The sequence below is a fragment of the Halomonas sp. E14 genome (assembly GCF_052568415.1).
Window position 1 is genome coordinate 2,549,738 of the sequence record NZ_CP199423.1, and the last position, 23,081, is coordinate 2,572,818.

Below are 23,081 nucleotides of genomic sequence, written 5' to 3' on the forward strand. Positions count from 1 at the left end.
AATGTTTTGTATAGACAGCAGACGCGCCATCTCTTCAGTCAAAGTCGATCTCCCAGGGCCTGGGGCGCGCCTCTTCTTCCTGAGGCACGCGCACCCACACGAAATGGTTGGCGTCGAGGCGCCGCTCGCCGCTCCAGCGGTAGGCGACCAGGCGGCCGAACTTCACCGCGCTGTAGTCCAGGCAGGCGATGTTGGCGGTGGGCAGCGCCGGTATGCCCTCGCACCAGTAGTGGCCGATGAAGAGCGGCCGTTGGCCGAGGTCGTAGTGACTCAGTCGCGCTCGCTCCGCATCGGTGAGCATGCGATCTTCCAAGTGGCCCGGCAGGTTGTCGGGCTGAAAGATCACGTCGCCCCAGGTGCGCGGCTCCCTGGCCCAGAAGTGGGTGCGGAAGCTGCGCCGGGTGAAGCCGTCGCCGGAGTGGATCTCGATGCCTTCCGGCAGCGTCAGGTGAGAGCCGCGGGTCAGCCGATCCATGATCTGGAACGGCTGCGTGCCCGGCACCATCGAGGCCTCGAGGAAAGCTTCGTCGATGCGCCCGTCGGGATATTGCCGGCGTAGCGCCTCGATCAGCGCCTGGTCCCAGCAGGCGTGCACCACCCGCAGTTCGGGCAGTTCCAGGAACAGCGGAATCTCGAAGAACCATGCCAGCGTCTCCTCCCATTCGGCGGGATGGTCGCGGTACTGGTCGAGGGTTTCCTTGATGATACGGTTGTGGCGCGGCGTATGGTCGCGCAGCCATTCCCGCCCCAGGTGAGCCGGCGCCCGGTGGCAATAGGCCAGGGCGTTGTACTCGTGGTTGCCCATCACAATATGGGCTTCGCCCTCCTCCACCATGCGCCGCACGATGGAGACGGCCAGCCGGATGCGCGGCCCGCGGTCGATCAGGTCGCCGAGGAAGATGGCGCGTCTTCTGGGGTGGCGGTAGACCCCGCCACGCTGGTGATAGCCGAGTTTTTCCAGTAGTGCGGCCAACGTGGCGCCGCAGCCGTGCACATCGCCGATGAGGTCATAGCCTTCGATAGGTGCCTCTCCTCTCACATCAATCCCCCAGGCGGTTGCTCCAGCCCAGCTTGCTGCGCAGGACTTCGTAAAAATTGTGGCCCAGCGGATGCACCAGCTGGACACGCTGTGGCTTGCGCTTCACGACCAGCACGTCATCGGGCTTGGCCACGGCACGCGTCTGACCATCGCAGCTGATATGAGGGTAGGTCTGGTTGGTCTCGCCGATATGCACATGGATCTCGCTGGCGGCATCGATGACGATGGGCCGGCTCGACAGGGTGTGGGGGAACATGGGCACCAGCTCGATCACGTCGAGCTTGGGGTGCATGATGGAGCCGCCGCCGGAGAGCGAATAGGCGGTGGAGCCGGTGGGCGTGGCCATGATCAGGCCGTCGCTGCGCTGGCTGTAGACGAACTGCCCGTCGATGAAGAGTTCGAATTCGATCATGCGCACTGCCTTGCCCGGGTGCAGCACCACTTCGTTGAGGGCATCACCACTGCCCACCAGGGTGCCGTCGCGGTACAGCTCGGCATCGAGCAGGAAGCGCTCCTCGACCTCGTAGCGCCCCGCCAGCACCTCGCCCACGCGCTCCTCGAGCTCGTCAGGCGAGATGTCCGTGAGAAAGCCCAGGCGGCCGCGGTTGACCCCGAGCACCAGGGTGCCGCTGTGGCACAGCGTGCGTGCCGCCCCCAGCAGGCTGCCGTCGCCGCCCACCACGATCACCAGGTCGCAGAGCTCGCCGAGCGTGCGCCGGCTCGCCTCGGGGTGCCCGTGGTCGAGCAGCACGGTGGCGGTGCGATCCTCGATGATGACGTGATAGCCCTGGGCCTCGAGAAAACGCATCAGGCGCTTGAGCGTGTCGACCACCTTGGCACTGCCCAGGCGGCCGATCAGTCCGATGTTCTTGAACGCAGCGTTGTTCGGGGAATGCATGCCCTGGCCTCACGGATCGTGGCCGATCATTATGGGGGCTGCATGCAGGGTGGGCAAACTTGGCTCAGGCCGTGGCAGCCACCCGGCGGCGCAGCCACCACTCGTTGAGCAGCAGCGAAGCAACGATGATCGCCCCGCCCAGCGCCAGCCGGGGCAGGTCGGCGTCGCGGTTCCAGATCACCAGGTTGACCACCAGCCCCGCCGGAATCAGGGCGTTGTTCATGATGGCCAGCGCACCGGCATCAACGCGGGTCGCGCCGAGGTTCCACAGGTAGTAGCCCAGGCCCGAAGCCACCAGACCGAGCCAGGCGAGCACGCCCCACTGCACACCGGTAGTGGGCAGGGCCGCGGCATTGCCGAGCAGCGCGAAGGCCGGCAGCGCCACGGCCATGGCACCCAGGTAGAACCAAGCGAAGACGCTGTAGCGCGGCAGCGAGTCAGGCAGCGTGACGGACAGCCGCCGATAGCCCACCTGGCCCAGGGCGAAGCAGAGGTTGGCGCCCTGCACCACCAGGAAGCCGAGCCAGAACTCGCCGGCGATGCCCTCGTAGCGGATCACCGCCGCGCCCAGCACCGCCAGGGCAGCCGTGACCAGGTAGATCGGGGTGAAGCGCTTGAACAGGGCATCGTCCAGCAGCGCCACGTAGAACGGAGTGAAGATGGTGAACAGCAGTACCTCCGGCACTGTCAGCAGCAGGAACGACTGGTAGAAGAAGATGTACATGATGCCAAGCTGCACCGCCCCCAGCGCCATCAGCGCCAGGCGCTGGCGACCGCGCAGCAGCGCCGGGCGCAGGAACGGCAGGAAGACCAGCGTGGCCAGCGCCACCCGCACCAGCACGGCGAAGTAGCTGTCGACCTGCCCCGCCAGGTAGACGCCGATCAGCGAGAACGAGAAGGCCCACAGCGCCGTGACCCCGATCAAATACCCCATGGTCAACACCTGAAATCTGAAAAGTTGACGGCATTATACTGCCCCCCCCTGCTGCGGCAATCGTTCTCGAGCGCAGGCTCAGGCCTGGCGCGCACCCAACGACACTGGCCCCGCCGTGCCGGCCTCGCGATGAGACTCGCCGCTGGCTGCGAAATACTCCTCCAGGCGCAGGTCTGCCTGGTCACCGAAGAGGATATCGCAGGCCTCGCGCAGCCCCGGTGACTGCCGAATGCTTTTTTCAGGTACCACCAGGGCGATCTTGGAGCGTCGCCGCAGGAAATCCTCGAGGCGGGTGACCATTTCACGATGCCGCGCCTGCTCCAGCTCGACGCGCAGGTATTCGGTGCCTTCAATAAGCACCTCGGCCTGGCGCACGTCTTGGCGTATCACCTCCAGCATCTCCAGCGCCTGGGTGCCGTAGCGCCGCCACAGACGCTGGCTGAGCGGCTCGGCGGCCTGGGCCGAGGTCAGCGCATCGAGGTTCATCAGCCGCGCCTGCTGCATGAACGCCTCGCGCACGGCGGCAGCGGGCTCGCCGTACCAGCGCTGCGTCGGGAAAGGAATGGCAATGCCCAGCCCCTTCACGACCTCCACCACCTCCTCGCCGACATTGAGGCAGTCAGTGAGCTTGCCACCGAAGATGCTCAGATGACGGCGGTCGGCATCCAGGTCGATGGCATGCTTGCGCGACAGGTTGAGGAAGTCGCGTTCCTCGCCCTGGGCGGCCTTCACCGCCAGCGGCCTGACACCGCAGCGCGTGCTGATGATGTCGGATTCACCGAGCGGCTTGGCCAGGGCCAGGCGCTTGTTGATGTTGTCGAGCACGAAGCGGATATCGTCGGCGGTGGTTTCCACGTCTGGCTGCTCCACCCGCGTGTCGGTCGTGCCGATGCAGGTTCGCTGGCCCATTGGAATGACGAAGAAGGGCCGCCCGTCGTCGGCGAAGAAGGCCAGCACGCGCTTGCTGTCGGTCAGGCGCGGCACGATGAGATGGATACCCTTGGAGAATACATGCTGGTGCTGGGTGTGCTGCCCGGCACGCTGATTCAGGGCATCGACCCAGGGGCCGGCGGCATTGATCAGCACCCGCGAGCGAATCTCGAAGGTGGCATCGGTCATGCGGTCGCGCACCTGGGTGACCCACAGGTCGCCCTCGCGCCGTGCATCAAGGTATTCCACGTAGTTGGCGGCAACGCCGCCGTAATCCAGCGCACCGCGCACGAAGTTGAAGACGAAGCGGGCATCGTTGTCGTACAGGTAGGCATCGGAGTACTCGAAGCCGCCCAGGGCCGATGCGACGTCGATGACCGGCTCGCGCGCCTTGATGGCAGAAGGCTTGAGGAAATGCGGCCGCCGGGTGAAGGCGTTGCCCATCAGCCAGTAGAGCCAGGCCCCCGCCCAGGGCACCAGGGGATGGTGGCGAAAGCCGCGATTGATCGTGGTCAGGAAGCGGATCTCCCGGACCGTGGAGGGGTAGCTGCGAATCAGGTGGTTGCGGCTTTGGCACAGCTTGCGCACCAGCGCGAAATCGCCGCTCTCCATGTACTTGATACCGCCCCACACCAGGTTCGATGAGTGCATGCTGGTACTGCCGGCAAAGTCGCCGCGGTCGATCAGGGCCACGCTCACGCCCTTGCCGCTGAGCGCCGCGGCCGACGACGCGCCGTTGATGCCCCCGCCCACCACCAGCACATCGAAGCTCTGGCCTTGCAGCTTGCGCAGGTTAGCGTCTCGTAATTGCATATCTTGCCCTTCCTAAAATGCAAAGCGCCCCGCTCGGTGCGACCGAGCGGGGCCAGGGTCCCGTTCGGGCAACCGGTCACACTTGCCTTGTTCCCGGCCAGGCCGGGCGTGCGGCGGCGACTGGGTCGCCGCCGACGCGGTTCAGCGTGTGCCGGCCGCCATCCAGGCCTCCATCAGCTCGTCGTAGGGCACGGTGGTTCCCTGCGGCATCTCGTCGTCGAGCTTGGCCTTGGGCGAGCCCGGCTGCGACAGCCAGTATTCAGGGTCACGCTCTTCGTTGAGCACCGGCGGGTAGGACTCGAACACGTTGGCCCGCGCCAGGCGCGCCATGATGTTGTCGAGCGCACCGGCCAGGCTATCGAGGGCCTGCTGGGGACTGACCTCACCGCTGACGGCCGGCGCCAGGTTCTGCCACCACAGCGGCGCCATACGCGGATAGTCGGGCACGTTGGTGCCGGTCGGGGTCCACATGGACTCGTTGGGGCTGCGATAGAACTCCACCAGGCCGCCGAGCCTGGGCGCCATCTCGGTCATCTGGTCGGAGAAGATGTCGGATTCCCGAATCGGCGTGAGGCCGGCCATCAGCTTCTCCAGCGACACGGTCTTGGCGGTAGTGAACTGGGCGAACAACCAGGCAGCAGTGCGACGCTCTTCGGGGGTGGAGTTGAAGAAGGTCCACGAACCCACGTCCTGGTAGCCGACCTTCATGCCCTCTTCCCAGTACGGGCCGGTGGGCGACGGCGCCATCCGCCACTTGGGGTTGCCCTGGTCGTCGGTGACCGCCACGCTGGGGTCGACCATGTCGGCGGTGAAGGCGGTGTACCAGAAGATCTGCTGGGCGATGTTGCCCTGTGCCGGCACCGGCCCGGCCTCGCCGAAGGTCATGCCCTGGGCCTCGGGCGGCGCGTACTTGTCCAGCCATTCGACCATCTTGGTCACGGCGAACACCGAAGCCGGCGAGTTGGTGGCGCCGCCGCGGCTGACGCTGGCACCGACCGGGCGGCTCTCTTCGTCGACGCGGATGCCCCAGTCGTCCACCGGGTTGCCGAACGGGATGCCGGGGCTGCCCATGCCGGCCATGGAGAGCCAGGAGTCGTGGAAGCGCCAGCCCAGCGACGGGTCGCGGCGGCCATAGTCCATGTGGCCATAGACGCGAACGCCGTCGATTTCACCCACATGCTCGGTGAAGAACTCGGCGATGTCCTCGTAGGCAGTCCAGTTGGTCGGCACGCCCAGGTCGTAGCCGTAGATCTCGCGGAACTGCTCCTGCAGGTCCTCGCGCTGGAACCAGTCGTAGCGGAACCAGTAGAGATTGGCGAACTGCTGGGTCGGCAGCTGGTAGATGCTGCCATCCGGCCCGGTGGTGTACTGCAGGCCGATGAAGTCATCGAGATCCAGCGTCGGCAGCGTGTAGTCCGCCCACTCGTTCTCCATCGCCTGCGACAGGTTGATGGTGGCACCATAGCGGATGTGGGTGCCGATGGCGTCCGAGTCGTTGACGTAGCCATCGTAGATGTTGCGCCCGGTCTGCATCTGGGTCTGCATGTTGTCCACCACATCACCCTCGCCGATGATGTTGTGGGTGACCCGGATGCCGGTGAGCTCCTCGAAGGCGGGCGCCAGCACGTCGCGTTCCCATACGTGGGTGGTCAGCCCCTCGGCCACGGTGTTGATCTGCATGCCGCGAAACGGTTCGGCGGCCTGCGCAAACCACAGCAGCTCCTCAATCTGCTCCTCGCGGGAGAGGGTGGAGTTCTGGAAGTGCGTGTCGACCAGGCGTTCGGCGATGGCCCGGGCATTCTCGTTGGCGTGCAGCCCGGCAGATGCCAGCAGCAAGCTGCCCGCCAATGCCGTCAGTTGGAGCGTCTTGTTATTCATATTGACCTCGTTTTGATTGTCGGCGTCTTCCCTGACGCGGTTGTTTCCCTTACCACTACTTGGTTCAGCCCCAGCCCGGTTCAGCCCCAGCGCATCAGCACCAGCAACCAGAGGACGGAAGCCCCCAGGGCAAACCAAATCGAGATTTCGGTGAAGCCGACCACGGCCAGGTGGATATAGGCCGCGGAAAGCAGACCGATGAAGAGCCGGTCGCCGCGGGTGGTGGCGATCGGCAGGAAGCCGCGCCGTTCCACCGTGGGTGACGCCAGTTCCCAGGCCGTCATGCCGAGCAGGATCGCGGCGATGACGGAGAAGAAGATTGCCGTGGGCAGAGTCCAGACCATCCATTCCATCGCGGTATCCTCCCCTTCAGGTCCGGCCCAGGGCGAAGCCCTTGGCGATGTGATTGCGAACGAAGTAAACCACCACGATGCCCGGAATGATGGTCAGCACGCCGGCCGCGGCCAGGGTGCCCCAGTCGATGCCCGAGGCCGTCGAGGTCCGCGTCATGATCGAGGCGATGGGCTGGGCGTTGGTGGCGGTCAGGGTGCGGGAGAGCAGCAGCTCGACCCACGAGAACATGAACAGGAAGAACAGCGTCACGCCGATGCCCGAGCGGATCATGGGCAGGAAGATGGTCACGAAGAAACGCGGGAAGCTGTAGCCGTCGATATAGGCGGTCTCGTCGACTTCCTTGGGCACGCTGCTCATGAAGCCTTCCAGGATCCACACTGCCAGCGGGATATTGAACAGGCAGTGCGCCAGCGCCACGGCGATGTGGGTATCGAACAGGCCCACCGAGTAGTAGAGCTGGAAATAGGGCAGCAGGAACACCGCCGGCGGCGCCATCAGGTTGGTCAGCAGCCAGAAGAACAGGTGCTTGTCGCCGATGAAGCGGAAGCGGCTGAAGGCATAGGCGGCGGGCAGCGCCACGGAGATGCTGATCAGCATGTTCATCAGCACGTAGGCCAGCGAGTTGACGTAGCCCATGTACCAGTTGGCGTCGCTGAAGATGCCGATGTAGTTGCCCAGGGTAAAGTTTTGGGGCCAGAACGAGAAGCTGCCGAGAATCTCCGCGTTGGTCTGGAACGACAGGTTGAGCAGCCAGTAGATCGGCAGCATCACGAACACAAGGTAGAGGCCGAGCAGCGTGCGGCGACGCCAGCGAATGGTGGTCGATCGGGCCTTCTTGCGGCGCTTGGCGGCCATTTCGGCGGCCTGCTGGCGCACGCTGTCCGGTGTCGTCGGTACGGAGCGAGTCATGTCAGGCGCCTCCCTGGTTGGCGTTGTCTTTCTGGCTGTTCATGATCGCGGTGTAGAAGACCCAGCAGACCAGCAGAATGATGAGGAAGTAGATCAGCGAGAACGCCGCCGAGGGGCCCAGGTCCTGCTGGCCGATGGCCATGGTGGTCAGCGACTGGCTGAGGAAGGTAGTGGAACTGCCGGGGCCACCGCCGGTGAGCACGAACGGCTCGGCGTAGATCATGAAGGAGTGCATGAAGCGCAGCAGTACGCCGATCACCAGCACGTTGGTCAGCTTGGGCAGTTGGATATAGCGAAACACCGCCCACTTCGAGGCACGGTCGATGCGTGCCGCCTGATAATAGGCATCGGGGATCGAACGCAGGCCGCTGTAGCACAGCAGGGCGATCAGCGGGGTCCAGTGCCACACGTCCATCAGGATGATGGTGGCCCAGGCATCGGTGGGGTTGCGGGTGATGTTGTAGGCATAGCCCAGCTCACGGATACCCACGCCCATCAGGCCGATGTCGCCACGGGTGAAGAGCTGCCAGATGCTGCCCACCACGTTCCAAGGGATCAGCAGCGGCAGCGTGATCAGGATCAGCACCGCGGAGGCCTGCCAGCCGCGTTTGGGCATCAGCAGTGCGATACCGATGCCCAGTGGCACCTCGATCGCCAGGATGGTGAACGAGAAGGCGAACTGACGCAGCAGCGCCGCCTGCAGGGCAGGATCGTTGAGCATCACCTGGAACCACTCGGTGCCGGTGAAGAAGCGCGTGTTGGCATCGAACACGTCCTGCACCGAGTAGTTGACCACTGTCATCAGCGGAATGATGGCCGAGAACGCCACCAGCAGCAGCATGGGCAGGATCAAAAACCACGCCCGGTTGTTGTAGACCTTGTTCATTGCCCCACCTCCACGCGGAACTCGTCGATGTAAAGGTTCAGCCACGCCTCGGGAAAGCGGATGAACGCCTGACGCTCCGGCACCGCGATGTCCTCCTCCAGGCGCGCCCGAAACGGCACGCCGGCGAAGGCGAAGGAGACGATGCGGTAGGTACCGAGATCCTGCACGCTGTCGATCTGCACCGGATAGGTGCCTTCGGCGGGCGCCGGCAGCACCTCGACGAATTCCGGGCGGATGCCGAGCTTGATGTTGCGCGAGCGGGAGCGGTGGATGGCATTGCGCAGAGCGGGCGGCAGCGTCAGATCCATGGTGCCGGCACGCACGCCGCGCTCGGTGCGCGCCACCTCGATCAGGTTCATGCCGGGGCTGCCGATGAAGTAGCCAACGAAGGTGTGGGCGGGCCGCTCGAACAGCTCACGCGGGGTGCCGAACTGCACCACCTGGCCCTCGTACATCACCGCGATCTTGTCGGCGAAGGTCGACGCCTCGAGCTGGTCGTGGGTCACGTAGATCATGGTGATGTTGAAGCGCTCGTGGATCTCCTTGAGCTTGCGCCTGAGCTTCCACTTGAGCTGGGGATCGATCACCGTGAGCGGTTCGTCGAACAGGATCGCCGAGACATCGTCGCGCACCAGGCCGCGTCCCATGGAGACCTTCTGCTTTTCGTCGGCGGTGAGGTTGCGCGCCTTGCGCTTGAGCAGTGAACTGAGGTCGAGGATCTCGGCCACCTCTGCTACGCGCTCACGCACCTTGGTCTCGGGCGTGCCCACGTTGCGCAGGGGAAAGGCCAGGTTGTCGAATACCGTCATGGTGTCGTACACCACCGGGAACTGGAACACCTGGGCGATGTTGCGCTCTTCTGGCGGCAGCTCATTGACGAGCCGATCATCGAACAATACCTGGCCGTTGGAGGGCACCAGCAGCCCGGAGATGATATTGAGCAGCGTCGACTTGCCGCAGCCGGACGGCCCGAGCAGCGCATAGGCACCGCCCTGCTGCCAGACATGCTCCATTTCGCGGATGGCGTAGTCCTCGGGGCCGGCGGGATTGGGCGAATAGCTGTGCGCCAACGCCTTGAGGGTGATCTGGGCCATCAGTGCACTCCTGGCCGTGCGGGAATGTGCACGACGTCGCCATGCCGGTCGAAGGCATAGATCTTGTGGGTCGGGAAATAGACCTTGATGCGCTGGTCGACGCCGAACTCATGCACCCCCGTCAGGTGCAGCACCAGCTGGAACAGGTCGTTATGAACGTGCAGGAAGGTTTCGGAACCGCTGATCTCGGCGATGTCGACCTTCACCTCGAGCTCGAGGTCGTCCTCCGCCTGGCGCTCGAGGCCGATGTGCGATGCCCGCACGCCGAACTGGTACTGCCCCGGCGACAGGCCTGCCAGGTCACGATTCAGCGGAAAGTGCACGTTGCGATCGAAGGTCACCTCGGTGCCCGAGACGATCGCGGGCACCACATTGATCGGCGGCTCCGAGAACATTTCGGCGGTCAGCACATCGCGCGGGCGGTGATAGACATCCTCGGTGGGGCCATATTGCAGCAGGCGCCCCTGGTGCAATACCGCGGTATAGCCGCCCAGCGCCAGCGCCTCGTTGGGCTCGGTGGTGGCATACACGGCGATGCAGTTGCGCGTCTTGAACAGCTCGCGCAGCTCCTCGCGGAACTCCTCGCGCAGCTTGTAGTCGAGGTTGACCAGCGGCTCGTCGAACAGGATCAGGTCGGCGTCCTTCACCAGCGCCCGGCCCATGGCGGTGCGCTGCTGCTGGCCGCCGGAGAGCTCCGACGGATAGCGCCCGAGCAGGTGTTCGATGTGCAGCATGCGGGCCGTGTCGTGGACCCGCTCGCGGATCTCATCGCGCGGCACCCGGGCCAGCTTGAGCGGCGAGGCGATGTTGTCGAAGACCGTCAGGCTTGGGTAGTTGATAAACTGCTGGTAGACCATCGAGACGTTGCGCTTGCGCACCGACTTGCGCGTCACGTCCTCACCGTGCATCAGCACCCTGCCGCGGGTGGGCGTCTCCAGGCCGGCCATGATCCGCATCAGCGTCGTCTTGCCGGCCAGGGTACGCCCCAGCAGCACGTTGAAGGAGCCGGGCGCCAGCTCGAGGTTGACCCCCTCGATGTGCGTCGCTCCATTGACCATATGGTCGATGTTTTCAAGTATCAGAGACATGCTGAACTCGTTGTCATCGTTGTTATGTCATACGAGGACCACCCCCCTGACGGGATGGTAGCGAGGTCTGCCGCAATGGCAGTGGTCAGGCCGGCGCGGCGGCGGAAACGGCCGCCAGGTCGCTTCTCACCCGCCTGACGGCACTCTGCCAGCCGTCGTAGAGCGACTCGCGCTCCACCGCCTGCATGGCCGGCACGAAGGTGCGCTCGCAGCGCCAGAGTTTGGCCAGCTCATCCAGCGAGCAATGCCAGCCAACCCCCAGTGCGGCCAGATAGGCGGCACCGAGGGCGGTAGTTTCGAGAATCTCGGGGCGATCGACCTCCTGCCCGAGCATGTCGGCCAGGAACTGCATCAACCAGCCGTTGGCAACCATGCCGCCGTCCACCCTCAGGCGGCCGTGGCGATAGCCCACGTCCTGTTCCATGCAGCGATGCAGGTCGCGCGACTGGAAGCACACCGACTGCAGGCCGGCGGCGACGATCTCGGCAATGCCGGTGTCGCGAGTCAGGCCGAAGATGGCGCCGCGCGCCCGCGGGTCCCAGTGGGGCGCCCCCAGCCCGGTGAAGGCCGGCACCAGGTAGACGCTGTGGCCCGCTCGGGTTTGGTCGGCAAGCTGCTCGGTTTCGGCGGCGTCTGCGAACAGCTTCAGGCCGTCGCGCAGCCACTGCACCGCAGCCCCGGCAATGAAGATGCTACCTTCCATCGCATAGGTGGGCTTGCCATTCAGGCGATAGGCCAGCGTCGTCAACAGACGGTTCTGGGAGGCCACGGCCTGATCGCCGGTATTGAGCATCATGAAGCAGCCGGTCCCATAGGTGCTTTTGGCCATGCCCGGTTCGAAGCATGCCTGCCCCACCAGGGCAGCATGCTGGTCGCCCGCGACGCCGGTGATGGGCACCGCATGGCCGAACAGGGCGGGGTCGGTTGCGCCGAAATCGTCGCTGGAGTCGAGCACCTCGGGCAGCAGCGAGGCGGGAATGTCGAACAGCGAGAGCAAATTGGCATCCCACTGCTGCGTGTGGATGTTGAACAGCAGAGTACGGGAGGCGTTGGTGGCATCGGTCAGGTGACGTTGGCCGCCGGTGAGGCGCCACACCAGGAAGCTGTCGATGGTGCCGAAGGCCAGCTCGCCGCGTGCCGCCCGCGAGCGGGCGCCGCGCACGTTGTCGAGGATCCACCCAAGCTTGGTGGCGGAGAAATAGGGGTCGGTCAGCAGGCCGGTGCGCGCCTGCACGTCCTGGTCGTGGCCCGCCTGGCGCAACGCTTCACACAGGCCGGTGGTGCGGCGGTCCTGCCAAACGATGGCGGGATGCACCGGTTCGCCGGTGAGGCGATCCCATACCACGGTGGTTTCGCGCTGGTTGGTGATGCCGATGCCCGCCAGCTGGTCCGCCGTGATGCCACTGCGGCGCAGCGCTTCCTGGCTGGTGGTCAGGACGGAGTGCCAGATCGCCTCCGGGTCATGCTCCACCCAGCCATCGGCCGGATAGGACTGGGCCAACTCCTGCTGTGCAATGGCTACCGGCGTGAAGGTGCGATCGAAGACAATGGCGCGTGTACTGGTCGTGCCCTGGTCGATGGCGAGAAGGTAGGAAGACATACGCCTTATCCTGTTGTTGTTATCACGATTCTCATCAAGAGCGAAATGTTCGCTTTCAATCATCCTTAACGTCTTATGTTCGTTTCCGATAGTGAGACTAGCCCAACGCCCTGGCAGCAGCAACGGTGCACCAACACTTCAACACCTAGACTTTCGTCTATATCCTCGTGGGAAAAAGCAGCAATAGATTGTTTTTAAATAAAAAACCTTGTTGAAAACAAACTCTGAACGTAAAGAAAACTCACATCCGGCGCAAAACCTGTTCGCAAGCGAACATAAACAGAATCGAAAGCGCCTTGACGGCGAGAGATCACCCCCGACCACCTGCTCTACGCCCAGGCTCAGCAGCGAGAATCTCGAGTGAAAAGCAGCGGATGGAGCGGCATGCACGCACAGGAAGAAAAATGGATAAGTAAGGAAAGGCAGGCAACAGAACGAAAGAGAGCCGGCGCGGAGCAGGAGTCTGAGGCTAAAGCAAAGAGAGAGCGAAGAGGTAAAAGGAGGGAAAGGGCGCGTTCAAGTCGCGCCGCGTGACCTGAGCCAGGCCCAGGCATGCAGGATACCGGGCACCCAGCCCAGCAGGGTCAATAGGCAGCTGACCGTGACCCGCCGCCGCCCGCCCTCGGTCAGCCCCACGGCCAAGGGGGGCATCAGGACCGCCAGCGCCTTGAGCGCCAGCACCATGGCCGGCGACTCCTGCCGCTTCTCAGGGGGCGTCACTGCCTCGCACGTTGGTTGTCGCTGGCGAGCCGGCGCCACCTGTGCGGCATCCACTACCGTGACGGTGCGGTGCTCGTCTCGCGCAGCGCGGCGATGTGCTTCAGCAACGATCTTCTGCTGGATCGCGTCCGCCCCTTCCGTCAGCTCCTCGTGATAGCGCGTCCACTCCTCCCAGTCGTAAGGAGTTCCGGCACGCGGCTGGTGGGCGCCCGCTTCTCTGGCCCGCTCCCACGCCTTCTCTTCCAAGGTATTGGGTCTTTCTTCATCGCGCCGGCCGTCCAGCCCCTTTCTGGCCAGGTACTCTCGCGCATCCATATCGTTCTCCTTGCAGGAATGGTGGTCTGCACCCCACAGAGCGGAGCCACCTTCTTTGAGCGTCGCCCCCGGCGCATGTTCCCTGAACATGCCCCAGCCGCATGGCATGCCTGAGCCGGCGCATTGCGAAGCGTTAATTAAGTGTCGTCTGGCCAGCATGAGCGCCTTCCTGCCTCGACTATGCTGTGAGCAAGAATGACAAGTGCCACCCGACCTGGAGATGCGCCATGATCGACAAGGCCCCTACCGTCGTCCGCGAAATCATGTCTCGGGACTGCTATCGCGTCACCGCAGAAACCTCGGTCTGCACACTTGCCGAAGGCCTGGCGCTGCACCGCCTGCCCGGCGTTCCTGTGGTTGACCAGCGCGACCGCCTGATCGGCTTCATCTCCGAACAGGACGTGATCGGCAAGATCCTGCAAAGCGCCTATCTCAATGACGAGCCCCCGCTGGTCAAGGATTTAATGCGCCACGAGGTGCTGTCCGTGTCACCTAACAAGAGCATCACCGACCTGGCCCAGGAAATGCTGGGGCAAAAGCCCAAGGTGTTTCCAGTGGTCGAGCAGGAGAAACTGATCGGCATCGTCACCCGCCGCGATGTGCTTATCGCCCTGCTGCGCATGCGCAATCGCTGAAGCATTGCCGGCTCCCATTGAAGACACCCAGCCTGCGCCGGGTGTCTTGCCGTTCTGACCCTGCCAATGTCATGAAAACACAGGCCACACACAAGCGAGCACAAAAGAAAGCCGCCACATGCAAGGGCATGGGCGGCAAGATCGAAACTGCGAGCCAGAGCAACAGTGTTAGCGACTGCCATCGCTTGTTGCCTGTACCTGATCAGACAGCGGCAAGCAGGAAAGTTCTCCGGGAACGACAGTTTTTTTTGCCCTGTCAACGCCGCTTCATGCAACGATGAGCCGAGCGGCACCTGTCAGGAGACGGGCGCAGCTGCCCGGAGCCACTCCACGCTCATGGGCTTTCCCCAGGACCATCCCACCGTCAGCACTTACTCTTTCCAAATCAGCTGCTTGAAAAAAGCCCAAACAGCGCGGTACGCGCTTGAAAGGCCCGACCAGGAGAATTACCATGGGCATGCGCTGCGGGTGTAGCTCAATGGTAGAGCAGAAGCTTCCCAAGCTTAAGACGAGGGTTCGATTCCCTTCACCCGCTCCATGCCGCGTAAAACCTCCTCCGCTCCAGCTCCTTGGTCTGTCAACCCCACGTTAGCTTGCTGCCACGCGACTTGCCGAGGCCGCTCGACGCTGGGTAGACTGCCTGACCGCACGCCAGTCTGGCCCACGCCGGCGACCCGGCCTCTATCCGGATCTTACATGGCTCTGTTTCTTCTCATCTTCGCCGTCTGTCTGCTGGTGATCGGCAGCATGGTGCTGATCTTGCTGTTCTCGCGCACTCCTCGCTACCGCACCGAACCGGAGCAGCTGCTGGCTCTGTTCGACAAGGCACTGGCCGGCCAGGTCAGCGAAAACGAGTGGAACGCCATCATCCATTATCCCATTCGCCATGACGACTACCTCGACGGGGTTCGGCGGCGCGCCCAGCAGCTTATGCATGATCATGGCCGGCCCTGGCAGGTTCCCTACGGCAAGCCGCTGCTCGACCGCACCGGGCGGGAGGAGCTGGCCGCCCTGCGCACCCATCTGCTGGCCCACCATCGGCTCAGGGAGCAGCAGCGCAACCGCGAATAACCGTGGCCCATACCCAGCTATGGTATGCTGTAACAAGGTAGATACCCGGCGGGAGACTCCCATGCCCAGCGTGATTCGCCAGATTCCCCTCGACACAGCCACCCAGCACCACGCCCACGATTTCCACCAGATCGTGATTGGCCTGCAGGGGCGGGCAGAGTTCGAGATCGAGGGGCTTGGCGGGGCTATTTCGGCCTTTTCCGGCTGTATCGTGCCTTCCAATCATGTGCACTATTACGTGGGCCAGGGCGAGAACCGTCAGCTAATCCTCGACCTGCCAGCCGATGCACCCTCCCTGACAGGCCACCACCACGAACTTTCCCGACTGTTCGACGCGCCCCGCTTCTTCTCTCTGGACCTGCCACTCAAGCGCTACCTGGACTTCCTGCTGCTCGAGCAGGCTGCGTCACTGCAAGGCTTGAGCGCCGCGCACAGTGACCGACTGGCCGCCACCTTCCTGGGCTGCCTGCACGCCCGCCTGGGCGGCACGGAAGCGCTGGCCCCGCGCCGGCTCGACCTGGGCAAGCTCGATCGCTACATCGACCAGCATCTTGCCAGCCCGCTCAGTGTGGCCGACCTGGCCCAGCAGGCCTGCCTCAGCGAAGCCCATTTCCGCTCCCGCTTTCGCGACCAGACCGGACTCTCGCCCTGGCAATACGTTCGCCGCCGCCGCCTCGAAGCCGCGCGCCGCCTGCTAGAGGAGAGCCGCCTGCCGCTGTCGCAGATCGCCGTGAGCACCGGCTTTGCCCATCAGAGCGCGCTCTCCCATGCGTTTCGCAACCTGTTCGGCTGCCCGCCCAGCCAGCTGCGGCAGGCCACGCTGGAACGCAGCCGATCCACGGCGACAAACCGTCTACGTCATACGACTTAAGTCGCAATTGCAAGCCTGGGGCGGCGCATAGCCGCGAAATCGACAAATCTATCCGGGTTTTTGGCAAGCAGCCCGAGCGGCCTCCCCCTAAAGTCAAGCTATACACCGAAATCGAGCCGCGGCTCGAGAGGTGGCTTTGCCATTCGTGCCGGCCGACACCAGGGGACAACTTATGCTCAATGCCCACACCATGCTGGACGCTGCCAGCTGGCAACAGGATCTCGACACGCTGTTCGCTCGCCTCAGCGAGCATTATGTCGTCGACGAAAACACCTTCGTTCAAGAACTGATTGATGTGCTCGGCACCAGCACCGGCGATTTCCGCCGCATCGCCGGCAAGACCGCCGAGCTGGTGCGTGAAGTGCGCGAGATGGACGCCGCGGTCGACACCATCGACGAGCTGCTGCAGCAGTACAGCCTGGACACCCATGAAGGGCTGATGCTGATGTGCTTGGCCGAGGCCATGCTGCGCATTCCCGATACCGCCACCGCCGATGCACTGATCGAGGACAAGCTTGGCCCGGCCGACTGGAAGGCGCATGTCGGCCAGAGCGACTCCTGGCTGGTCAACGCCTCGACCTGGGGCCTGCTGATGACCGGCCGCGTGGTCACGCTGGACAAGCCTCGCGACGGCAAGCCTTCCGGCTTCATCAACCGCCTGGTCAATCGGATGGGCGAACCGGTCATTCGTCGCGCCATGTACGAAGCGATGAAGATCATGGGCAAGCAGTTCGTGCTCGGTCGCGATGTGGACGAAGCGCTGAAGCGCTCTCGCCCGCTGTTCGACAAGGGTTACACCTACTCCTACGACATGCTGGGCGAGGCGGCCCGCACCCGCGCCGACGCCAAGCGCTACTTCGATGACTATGCGCGTGCCATCGAGCGGGTCGGCCTGACCAGCACCAAGCTTGCCGCGCACACGCCGGCACCTTCCGTGTCGATCAAGCTGTCGGCGCTGCACCCGCGCTATGAGTTCGGCCGCCGCGAGCAGATCTTGCGCGAGCTGGTGGGCAGCGTCTCGGAGCTGGCCAGCATGGCGCGCAAGCGTGATGTGGCCTTGACCATCGACGCCGAGGAGGTCGACCGTCTGGAGCTGTCGCTGGAGGTGTTCCGTGCCGTCTACGAAAGCGAGGCCTGCCGGGGCTGGGGACACTTCGGCTTAGTGGTTCAAGCCTACTCCAAGCGCGCCCTGCCGGCGCTGCACTACCTCAACCGCCTGGCCGAGCGCCAGGGCGACGAGATTCCCGTGCGCTTGGTCAAGGGCGCCTACTGGGACAGCGAGATCAAGGAGTCGCAGCAGCTGGGGGTGGAGGGCTATCCGGTCTATACCCGCAAGGCCTGCACCGACGTGGCCTACCTGGTCTGCGCCCGCTTCCTGCTTTCCGACCAGACCCAGGGGCGGATCTTCCCGCAGTTCGCAACGCACAATGCCCACACGATCAGCTCCATTCTCGAGATGGGCAACGAGGCCGTGCGCCCGTTCGAATTCCAGCGCCTGCACGGCATGGGCGAGGCGCTCTACGAAGCGGCGCTGAAGCGCGCCCCCAAGGGTACCTACTGCCGTATCTACGCGCCGGTGGGCGCGCACAAGGATCTGCTGCCTTACCTGGTGCGTCGCCTGCTCGAAAACGGCGCCAACTCCTCGTTCGTGCATCAGCTGGTCGACCCCAAGGTCCCGGTGGAGACCCTGTGCATACACCCGGTCCAGACGCTTGGCCAGTACAAGAGCTTTGCCAACCCGAAGATCCCCCTGCCTCACGCCATCTACGGCGAAAAGCGGCGCAACTCGAAAGGCGTCAACCTCAACGTGCGCAGCCACTACGACCCGCTGATGCAGGCCATGGCGCGTTTCATGGATACCCAATACGAAGCCGCCCCGCTGCTGGCGTTCGACGTGCCCAAGGACCCGGCCAGCACCCATGACGTAGCCAGCCCCTATGACCGTCGCCAGCGCGTCGGCAGCGTGCAGTGGACCAGCCGCGACCAGGCCGCCCGCGCCCTGGACGCCGCCTGGGCCGCCTTCCCCCGTTGGGAAGCCACCCCGGTCGCCGAGCGCGCCGCCATCCTTCGCCGCCTGGGCGACCTGATGGAGGAGAACCTGGCCGAACTGATGGCGCTGTGCTCCCGCGAGGGCGGCAAGCTGCTCACCGACGGCGTCGACGAGATTCGCGAGGCGGTGGACTTCTGCCGCTACTACGCCATGCGCGCCGAGGAGCAGTTCGGCGACGCCATCACCCTGCCCGGGCCCACCGGGGAATCCAACCGCCTGATGCTCAACGGTCGCGGCGTGTTTGCCGCCATCAGTCCGTGGAACTTCCCGGTGGCCATCTTCTGCGGCCAGGTAGTGGCCGCCGCCGTGGCCGGCAACACCGTGCTGGCCAAGCCCGCCGAGCAGACCTCTATCGTGGCTCACCGCGTGATCGAATTACTGTACGAGGCCGGCATGCCGCGTGACGTGGTGCAGCTGCTGCCGGGCGATGGTCCCACCGTGGGCAGCGTGCTCACCTCCGACCCGCGTATCACCGGAGTGGTCTTCACCGGCGGCACCGACACCGCGCAGATCATCAATCGCGCCCTGGCCGCTCGGGAGAATGCTCCGCTGCCTACCCTAATCGCCGAAACAGGCGGCATGAACGCCCTGATCGTCGACTCCACCGCCCTGCCGGAGCAGGTCGTCGCCGATGTGGTGCAGTCGGCCTACCAGAGCGCCGGCCAGCGCTGTAGCGCCCTGCGCGTGCTCTACCTGCAGGAGGAGGTGGCCGATCGCGTGATCGAGATCCTGCGTGGCGCCATGGACGAACTGCACGTGGGCGACCCGCGCGACCTGGGCACAGACGTGGGCCCGGTGATCGACGAAGACGCCCGCGCCGGCCTGCTGGCGCATATTGAACGCCTCAAGGGCGAGGGGCGCCTGTTGGCCGAGACGCGCCTGGACCCCGCCCACACCGCCCACGGCAGCTTCGTGCCGCCGGTGGCCTTCCGCATTGATGCCATCGACGCCCTGGAGCGTGAGCAGTTCGGCCCCGTGCTGCACGTGGTGCGCTACAAGGCCAGCGAGATCGAGAGCGTGCTGGAGTCGATCAACGCCAAGGGGTACGGGCTGACCTTTGGCGTACACAGCCGCAATGAGTCCTTTGCCCAGCTGGTTGCGCAGAGGATTCGCGTTGGCAATGTGTACATCAACCGGAATATCATCGGCGCCGTTGTAGGCGTGCAGCCCTTCGGCGGGCTGGGCCTGTCCGGTACCGGACCCAAGGCTGGCGGGCCGCACTACCTGCTGCGTTTCGCTACCGAAAAGACCGTCACGGTCAATACCGCCGCGCTGGGCGGCAATGCATCACTGCTTGCGCTGGGAGACGAGTGATCCTTTCTCGTTCATTACCAAAACAACACTGAAGGAACCCTTTTATGGTTCAGAACAACATGGCAATCGGCTTCACCTTCGTGGTGTACCTACTGCTGATGCTCGGCATCGGTATCGTCGCCTACAAGCGCACGACCAACCTGTCCGACTACATTCTCGGGGGGCGCTCCCTCGGCCCCTGGACCTCGGCAATCTCTGCCGGTGCCTCCGACATGTCGGGCTGGCTGCTGCTGGGCCTGCCGGGCGCGGCCTATGTCAGCGGCATCTCGGCCAGCTGGATCGCAGTGGGCCTGCTGATCGGCACCTGGCTCAACTGGCTGATCGTGGCACGCCGCCTGCGGCTCTACAGCTTCAAGCTCAGCGACGCCCTGACCCTGCCCGAGTACTTCGCCAACCGCTTCCGCGACAAGTCGCAGCTGCTGCGGGTGATCTCGGCGATCTTCATCCTGCTGTTCTTCCTCTTCTATACCAGCTCCGGCCTGGTTGCCGGGGGCCGGCTGTTCGAGACGGTGTTTGGCTATGACTACACGGTGGCCGTTACCATCGGCACCATCGCGGTGATCTCCTACACTTTCTTTGGCGGCTTCCTGGCGGTCTCCTGGACCGACCTGATCCAGGGCCTGATGATGGCGGCGGCCCTGGCCATCGTGCCGATCATCGCCTTCGGTGACCTGGGCGGTACGGCGGGGGCCGGCGCTGCACTGGCCGCCGAGAGCGAGTACATGCTGGCCTGGTTCCGCGATGCCTCGACCGGCGAGGCGCTGTCCTTCATCGGTATCGTCAGCTCGCTGGCATGGGGCCTGGGCTACTTCGGCCAGCCTCACATCCTGGCGCGCTTCGCCGCCATCCGCAGCGAACGCTACATTCCCGCCGCCCGTCGTATCGCGGTAAGCTGGACCGCCATCGCGCTGATCAGCTCGGTGGCCGTGGGCCTGCTCGGCGTGGGCTTCGTGCAGCGCGACCTGGCCGACGGCGAAACCGTGTTCATGGTCATGGTCAACCTGATCTTCCACCCGGTGATCGCCGGCATTCTGCTCGCCGCCATTTTGGCCGCGATCATGTCCACCGCCGACTCGCAGCTGCTGGTCTCCTCCTCGGCGCTGACTGATGACTTCTACAAGGCGATCTTCCGCAGGGATGCCAGTCAGACCGAGCTGGTGTGGGTGGGACGCTTCGCCGTCATTGCCATCGCCATCGTCGCCTACCTGCTGGCGCTCAACCCGGACGCGACCGTACTGGACCTGGTCGCCTATGCCTGGGCCGGCTTCGGCGCCGCCTTTGGCCCGGCCCTGATCATGTCGCTCTACTGGCGCCGCATGAACAAGTGGGGCGCACTGGCCGGCATCGTGGTGGGCGGCGTCACCGTGGTGGTGTGGGCCGAGCTGTCCGGCGGCATCTTCGATCTCTACGAGATCGTGCCTGGCGTCATCCTGGCCTATATCGCCATCGTGGTGGCGAGCCTGGCCACGGAAGAGCCCGACCTGCGTGTTACCGCTGACTTCGATACCTTCGAGGAAGCCTAAACCGCAAGGCGCCGCCCAGCGGCGCCAACGCTAGCGAGAAAGCCGCCCTTGCCGGGCGGCTTTCTCGTTGCGGCTCAGGATAGCCAGATCGCGCGCAACACCACGATCACGGCAAAGGCGAACAGGGCCGCCAGGCTCGCCGGTGGACGCGTGGCGCGCCGCAGCCAGTGGCGGCGAAACTCGAGCCCCAGCGGCTGCATGAAGGCAGCCCCGAGCGCCCACACGCCCAGTCCGATGACAGGCAACCGCAGAGGCATCGGCAGACCGCCGATCAGCTCGGGGCGAAGCAGCAACCACAGCGCCAAGGCCGCTGCCACCAGCATGGCCGCAAGCGAGATCCACATCGGTCGGTCCTGAGCCTGTATCCGCATCTTTTCCCTCTTGACGGTAAGCGCCTGTCCATTAGCTTCTCTTTACCCACGTTGGACACTCTTAAATACTTAGCCGTTCGCCCCTGGACGCGCCATGCTGCTTCGCAACAAAAGCTGTACAGAAACGTGCACGATTCTTGTCATATTGGCTTCGATGAAATTAGACCTTTCTGCCATTGAGGCGATCAATAGTGCCAATGACGGCGATAACAAAATTAAACAGGACTTTTAGAAACAGTGTTCGTATATTATGTGAGACCAAAGCGGCTGGAATCTCCAGTCCAAGCCGAAACCAGGAGGACACTGACATGAAACCGACTCGCCTGATTCCTATGGTTGCCCTCGCTGCCGGCTTCACCGTTGCCAGCCAGGCGGCCCTGGCCTACAGCGCCGGCGATGTGTTCGTGCGCGGCGGCGTCGCCCAAACCGAGACCCGCTCCGATGCCGGCCAGGTCCTCGGCCAGGAACCCAGCATCGGCAATGCCCGCGGCTTTACCTACGGCGCCGGCTTCCTGTTCACCGATCAGGTGGGCATCGAGCTCAACGGCTCGGAGAAGTTCGAGCACGACGTGACACTCGGCGCAGACGACCTTTCCATCGAGCGCATGCCGGTCAACCTGATGGTCAACTACTACCCGCTGGGTGGGTTTGACTCGCGCGTGCAGCCCTATGTCGGCGCAGGCCTCAACTACACCCGCTTCTCTGGCGAGCCCGAAGGAATCAACACGCGTCGCTCCTTCGGCGCCGTGGGTCAGGTGGGCATCGACCTGGCCGTGACCGATAACTTCATGCTCAACGGCTTCGCCAACTATGCCGATGTCGATGCACGCCTTTCTCAGGATGGCGATGCCATTGGCACCGCCAAGATCGATCCGATGACCATCGGCGGCGGCGTCACCTTCCGCTTCTGACCGCTTCAATCGCATTCATCGTTCGCGTTTAACAACGACGCCGGGCCCTGGGCCCGGCGTTTTCATTAGTCGGCACTTCCATAAGTCACATTTCATATGCCTCTTTTAGTTTCAAAAGAAACTATTGCCCTGGATCAATTAATCACCACCATCCTACCGATAAACTATCGCTTACACCCGCAGCGCCATGCTGTCTTGATAAGCGACAGGAGTCGACCCCATGCAAAAACCCACTCTTACCACGCTGCTTGCCACCGGCCTGGCAGCAACGGCTCTCCTTGCCAGCAGCCAGGTACTGGCCTACAGCGCTGGTGACTTCATCACCCGTGTGGGTGTGGCGCATGTGGACCCCAAGAGCAACAATGGCAATCTGAACGACGGCACCGAGGTCGATGTCCGTAGCGATACCAACCTGGGTTTCACCCTGAGCTATCTGGTCCACGACAATATCGGCATCGAGCTGCTGGCGGCCCTGCCCTTCAAGCATGACATTCGCCTCGGCGGCGATGAAATCGCTTCTACCAAGCATCTCCCCCCGACTCTGACCGTGCAGTACTACCCGCTGGGTGGCACCGGCTCGCAGGTCCAGCCCTACGCCGGCATCGGCCTCAACTACACGCACTTCTTCAGCGAAAGCATCGATGTTGCCAACGCAGACCTGGATCTTGACAGCTCGTGGGGCCTGGCCGGCCAGCTGGGCGTGGACGTGCGCCTGGATGACCATTGGGGCCTCAACGCCGCGGCCTGGTATATCGACATCGATACCGACGCCAGCCTGAACGGTACCGACATCGGCACGGTGAACGTCGACCCCTGGGTCTTCATGGCCGGCATCAGCTATCGTTTCTGATATGTCGCCAGTCTAGCGATAGCAGCA

20 protein-coding genes and 1 tRNA gene are annotated in these 23,081 nt (G+C 64.0%); 8 read left to right on the forward strand and 13 right to left on the reverse strand.

All coding sequences use genetic code 11. The features are described 5' to 3' along the window. Positions 1-34: 34 nt before the first annotated feature. From ACT7B3_RS11900 to ACT7B3_RS11955, 12 genes are all read right to left on the reverse strand, one after another. Positions 35-1,021 (reverse strand): metallophosphoesterase, encoded by a 987-nt coding sequence (locus tag ACT7B3_RS11900; RefSeq protein WP_445158877.1) that lies wholly within the window; start codon positions 1,019-1,021, stop codon positions 35-37. A gap of 19 nt (positions 1,022-1,040) precedes the next feature. Then, positions 1,041-1,937: an NAD(+) kinase gene (locus ACT7B3_RS11905; RefSeq protein ID WP_445158091.1), complete on the reverse strand. Its 897-nt coding sequence runs from the start codon at positions 1,935-1,937 to the stop codon at positions 1,041-1,043. Positions 1,938-2,001: 64 nt separating this feature from the next. Next, the gene (locus ACT7B3_RS11910; RefSeq protein ID WP_445158092.1) at positions 2,002-2,871 is read right to left on the reverse strand and encodes an EamA family transporter; all 870 of its coding nucleotides are present in this window, start codon (positions 2,869-2,871) and stop codon (positions 2,002-2,004) included. A 78-nt stretch (positions 2,872-2,949) separates the two neighbouring features. Continuing rightward, the gene (locus ACT7B3_RS11915; RefSeq protein ID WP_445158093.1) at positions 2,950-4,614 is read right to left on the reverse strand and encodes an FAD-dependent oxidoreductase; all 1,665 of its coding nucleotides are present in this window, start codon (positions 4,612-4,614) and stop codon (positions 2,950-2,952) included. 141 nt (positions 4,615-4,755) lie between these two features. Further along, positions 4,756-6,492: an ABC transporter substrate-binding protein gene (locus ACT7B3_RS11920; RefSeq protein ID WP_444677232.1), complete on the reverse strand. Its 1,737-nt coding sequence runs from the start codon at positions 6,490-6,492 to the stop codon at positions 4,756-4,758. 80 nt (positions 6,493-6,572) lie between these two features. After that, positions 6,573-6,845, reverse strand: coding sequence for a DUF2160 domain-containing protein (locus ACT7B3_RS11925; RefSeq protein WP_444677231.1), 273 nt, complete (start codon positions 6,843-6,845; stop codon positions 6,573-6,575). A 16-nt stretch (positions 6,846-6,861) separates the two neighbouring features. Further along, a complete protein-coding gene (locus tag ACT7B3_RS11930; RefSeq protein ID WP_444677230.1) occupies positions 6,862-7,755 on the reverse strand; it encodes a carbohydrate ABC transporter permease in 894 nt (297 codons plus the stop codon). Between the two features lies 1 nt (position 7,756). Continuing rightward, complete coding sequence (locus tag ACT7B3_RS11935; RefSeq protein WP_444677229.1) at positions 7,757-8,641, reverse strand: carbohydrate ABC transporter permease; 885 nt, start codon at positions 8,639-8,641, stop codon at positions 7,757-7,759. Further along, on the reverse strand, positions 8,638-9,735 hold the full coding sequence (locus tag ACT7B3_RS11940) for an ABC transporter ATP-binding protein (RefSeq protein ID WP_445158094.1): 1,098 nt from the start codon (positions 9,733-9,735) through the stop codon (positions 8,638-8,640). Before ACT7B3_RS11940 ends, ACT7B3_RS11935 begins: the two co-directional genes overlap by 4 nt. Continuing rightward, positions 9,735-10,823: an ABC transporter ATP-binding protein gene (locus ACT7B3_RS11945; protein ID WP_445158095.1), complete on the reverse strand. Its 1,089-nt coding sequence runs from the start codon at positions 10,821-10,823 to the stop codon at positions 9,735-9,737. The genes ACT7B3_RS11940 and ACT7B3_RS11945 overlap by 1 nt, the downstream gene beginning before the upstream one ends. Positions 10,824-10,908: 85 nt before the next feature. Next, a complete protein-coding gene (glpK, locus tag ACT7B3_RS11950) occupies positions 10,909-12,423 on the reverse strand; it encodes a glycerol kinase GlpK (protein ID WP_444677227.1) in 1,515 nt (504 codons plus the stop codon). A 516-nt stretch (positions 12,424-12,939) separates the two neighbouring features. Continuing rightward, positions 12,940-13,458: a YqaE/Pmp3 family membrane protein gene (locus ACT7B3_RS11955; protein ID WP_445158096.1), complete on the reverse strand. Its 519-nt coding sequence runs from the start codon at positions 13,456-13,458 to the stop codon at positions 12,940-12,942. A gap of 227 nt (positions 13,459-13,685) precedes the next feature. Here ACT7B3_RS11955 and ACT7B3_RS11960 point away from each other — a divergent pair, with 227 nt between their 5' ends. The 6 genes from ACT7B3_RS11960 to putP all read left to right on the forward strand — a co-directional run bounded on the left by ACT7B3_RS11960 (position 13,686) and on the right by putP (position 20,922). Then, positions 13,686-14,093 (forward strand): CBS domain-containing protein, encoded by a 408-nt coding sequence (locus ACT7B3_RS11960; RefSeq protein ID WP_444677224.1) that lies wholly within the window; start codon positions 13,686-13,688, stop codon positions 14,091-14,093. A gap of 464 nt (positions 14,094-14,557) precedes the next feature. Then, positions 14,558-14,631 (forward strand) — tRNA-Gly (locus ACT7B3_RS11965). A 158-nt stretch (positions 14,632-14,789) separates the two neighbouring features. Further along, a complete protein-coding gene (locus ACT7B3_RS11970; RefSeq protein WP_444677223.1) occupies positions 14,790-15,164 on the forward strand; it encodes a hypothetical protein in 375 nt (124 codons plus the stop codon). Between the two features lie 61 nt (positions 15,165-15,225). Further along, positions 15,226-16,035 carry a helix-turn-helix domain-containing protein gene (locus ACT7B3_RS11975; protein WP_444677222.1) on the forward strand — a complete coding sequence of 270 codons (810 nt, stop codon included), beginning with the start codon at positions 15,226-15,228 and terminating at the stop codon, positions 16,033-16,035. Positions 16,036-16,207: 172 nt separating this feature from the next. After that, a complete protein-coding gene (putA, locus tag ACT7B3_RS11980) occupies positions 16,208-19,399 on the forward strand; it encodes a bifunctional proline dehydrogenase/L-glutamate gamma-semialdehyde dehydrogenase PutA (RefSeq protein ID WP_445158097.1) in 3,192 nt (1,063 codons plus the stop codon). 44 nt (positions 19,400-19,443) lie between these two features. Further along, complete coding sequence (gene putP / locus ACT7B3_RS11985) at positions 19,444-20,922, forward strand: sodium/proline symporter PutP (RefSeq protein ID WP_445158098.1); 1,479 nt, start codon at positions 19,444-19,446, stop codon at positions 20,920-20,922. Between the two features lie 74 nt (positions 20,923-20,996). On the opposite strand, the gene ACT7B3_RS11990 is transcribed toward putP, so the two are convergent. Then, the gene (locus tag ACT7B3_RS11990) at positions 20,997-21,266 is read right to left on the reverse strand and encodes a hypothetical protein (protein ID WP_444677220.1); all 270 of its coding nucleotides are present in this window, start codon (positions 21,264-21,266) and stop codon (positions 20,997-20,999) included. Positions 21,267-21,601: 335 nt separating this feature from the next. Here ACT7B3_RS11990 and ACT7B3_RS11995 point away from each other — a divergent pair, with 335 nt between their 5' ends. Continuing rightward, a complete protein-coding gene (locus ACT7B3_RS11995; protein WP_444677219.1) occupies positions 21,602-22,204 on the forward strand; it encodes an OmpW/AlkL family protein in 603 nt (200 codons plus the stop codon). 220 nt (positions 22,205-22,424) lie between these two features. After that, positions 22,425-23,054: an OmpW/AlkL family protein gene (locus tag ACT7B3_RS12000; RefSeq protein ID WP_445158099.1), complete on the forward strand. Its 630-nt coding sequence runs from the start codon at positions 22,425-22,427 to the stop codon at positions 23,052-23,054. The last annotated feature ends 27 nt before the right edge of the window (positions 23,055-23,081 follow it).

Coding starts and splice junctions, on each gene's coding strand:
- ACT7B3_RS11905 (WP_445158091.1), bottom strand. CDS start 1,937: ATGCATTCCCCGAACAACGCTGCGTTCAAGAACATCGGACTGATCGGC.
- ACT7B3_RS11910 (WP_445158092.1), bottom strand. CDS start 2,871: ATGGGGTATTTGATCGGGGTCACGGCGCTGTGGGCCTTCTCGTTCTCG.
- ACT7B3_RS11915 (WP_445158093.1), bottom strand. CDS start 4,614: ATGCAATTACGAGACGCTAACCTGCGCAAGCTGCAAGGCCAGAGCTTC.
- ACT7B3_RS11920 (WP_444677232.1), bottom strand. CDS start 6,492: ATGAATAACAAGACGCTCCAACTGACGGCATTGGCGGGCAGCTTGCTG.
- ACT7B3_RS11925 (WP_444677231.1), bottom strand. CDS start 6,845: ATGGAATGGATGGTCTGGACTCTGCCCACGGCAATCTTCTTCTCCGTC.
- ACT7B3_RS11930 (WP_444677230.1), bottom strand. CDS start 7,755: ATGACTCGCTCCGTACCGACGACACCGGACAGCGTGCGCCAGCAGGCC.
- ACT7B3_RS11935 (WP_444677229.1), bottom strand. CDS start 8,641: ATGAACAAGGTCTACAACAACCGGGCGTGGTTTTTGATCCTGCCCATG.
- ACT7B3_RS11940 (WP_445158094.1), bottom strand. CDS start 9,735: ATGGCCCAGATCACCCTCAAGGCGTTGGCGCACAGCTATTCGCCCAAT.
- ACT7B3_RS11945 (WP_445158095.1), bottom strand. CDS start 10,823: ATGTCTCTGATACTTGAAAACATCGACCATATGGTCAATGGAGCGACG.
- glpK (WP_444677227.1), bottom strand. CDS start 12,423: ATGTCTTCCTACCTTCTCGCCATCGACCAGGGCACGACCAGTACACGC.
- ACT7B3_RS11955 (WP_445158096.1), bottom strand. CDS start 13,458: ATGGATGCGCGAGAGTACCTGGCCAGAAAGGGGCTGGACGGCCGGCGC.
- ACT7B3_RS11960 (WP_444677224.1), top strand. CDS start 13,686: ATGATCGACAAGGCCCCTACCGTCGTCCGCGAAATCATGTCTCGGGAC.
- ACT7B3_RS11970 (WP_444677223.1), top strand. CDS start 14,790: ATGGCTCTGTTTCTTCTCATCTTCGCCGTCTGTCTGCTGGTGATCGGC.
- ACT7B3_RS11975 (WP_444677222.1), top strand. CDS start 15,226: ATGCCCAGCGTGATTCGCCAGATTCCCCTCGACACAGCCACCCAGCAC.
- putA (WP_445158097.1), top strand. CDS start 16,208: ATGCTCAATGCCCACACCATGCTGGACGCTGCCAGCTGGCAACAGGAT.
- putP (WP_445158098.1), top strand. CDS start 19,444: ATGGTTCAGAACAACATGGCAATCGGCTTCACCTTCGTGGTGTACCTA.
- ACT7B3_RS11990 (WP_444677220.1), bottom strand. CDS start 21,266: ATGTGGATCTCGCTTGCGGCCATGCTGGTGGCAGCGGCCTTGGCGCTG.
- ACT7B3_RS11995 (WP_444677219.1), top strand. CDS start 21,602: ATGAAACCGACTCGCCTGATTCCTATGGTTGCCCTCGCTGCCGGCTTC.
- ACT7B3_RS12000 (WP_445158099.1), top strand. CDS start 22,425: ATGCAAAAACCCACTCTTACCACGCTGCTTGCCACCGGCCTGGCAGCA.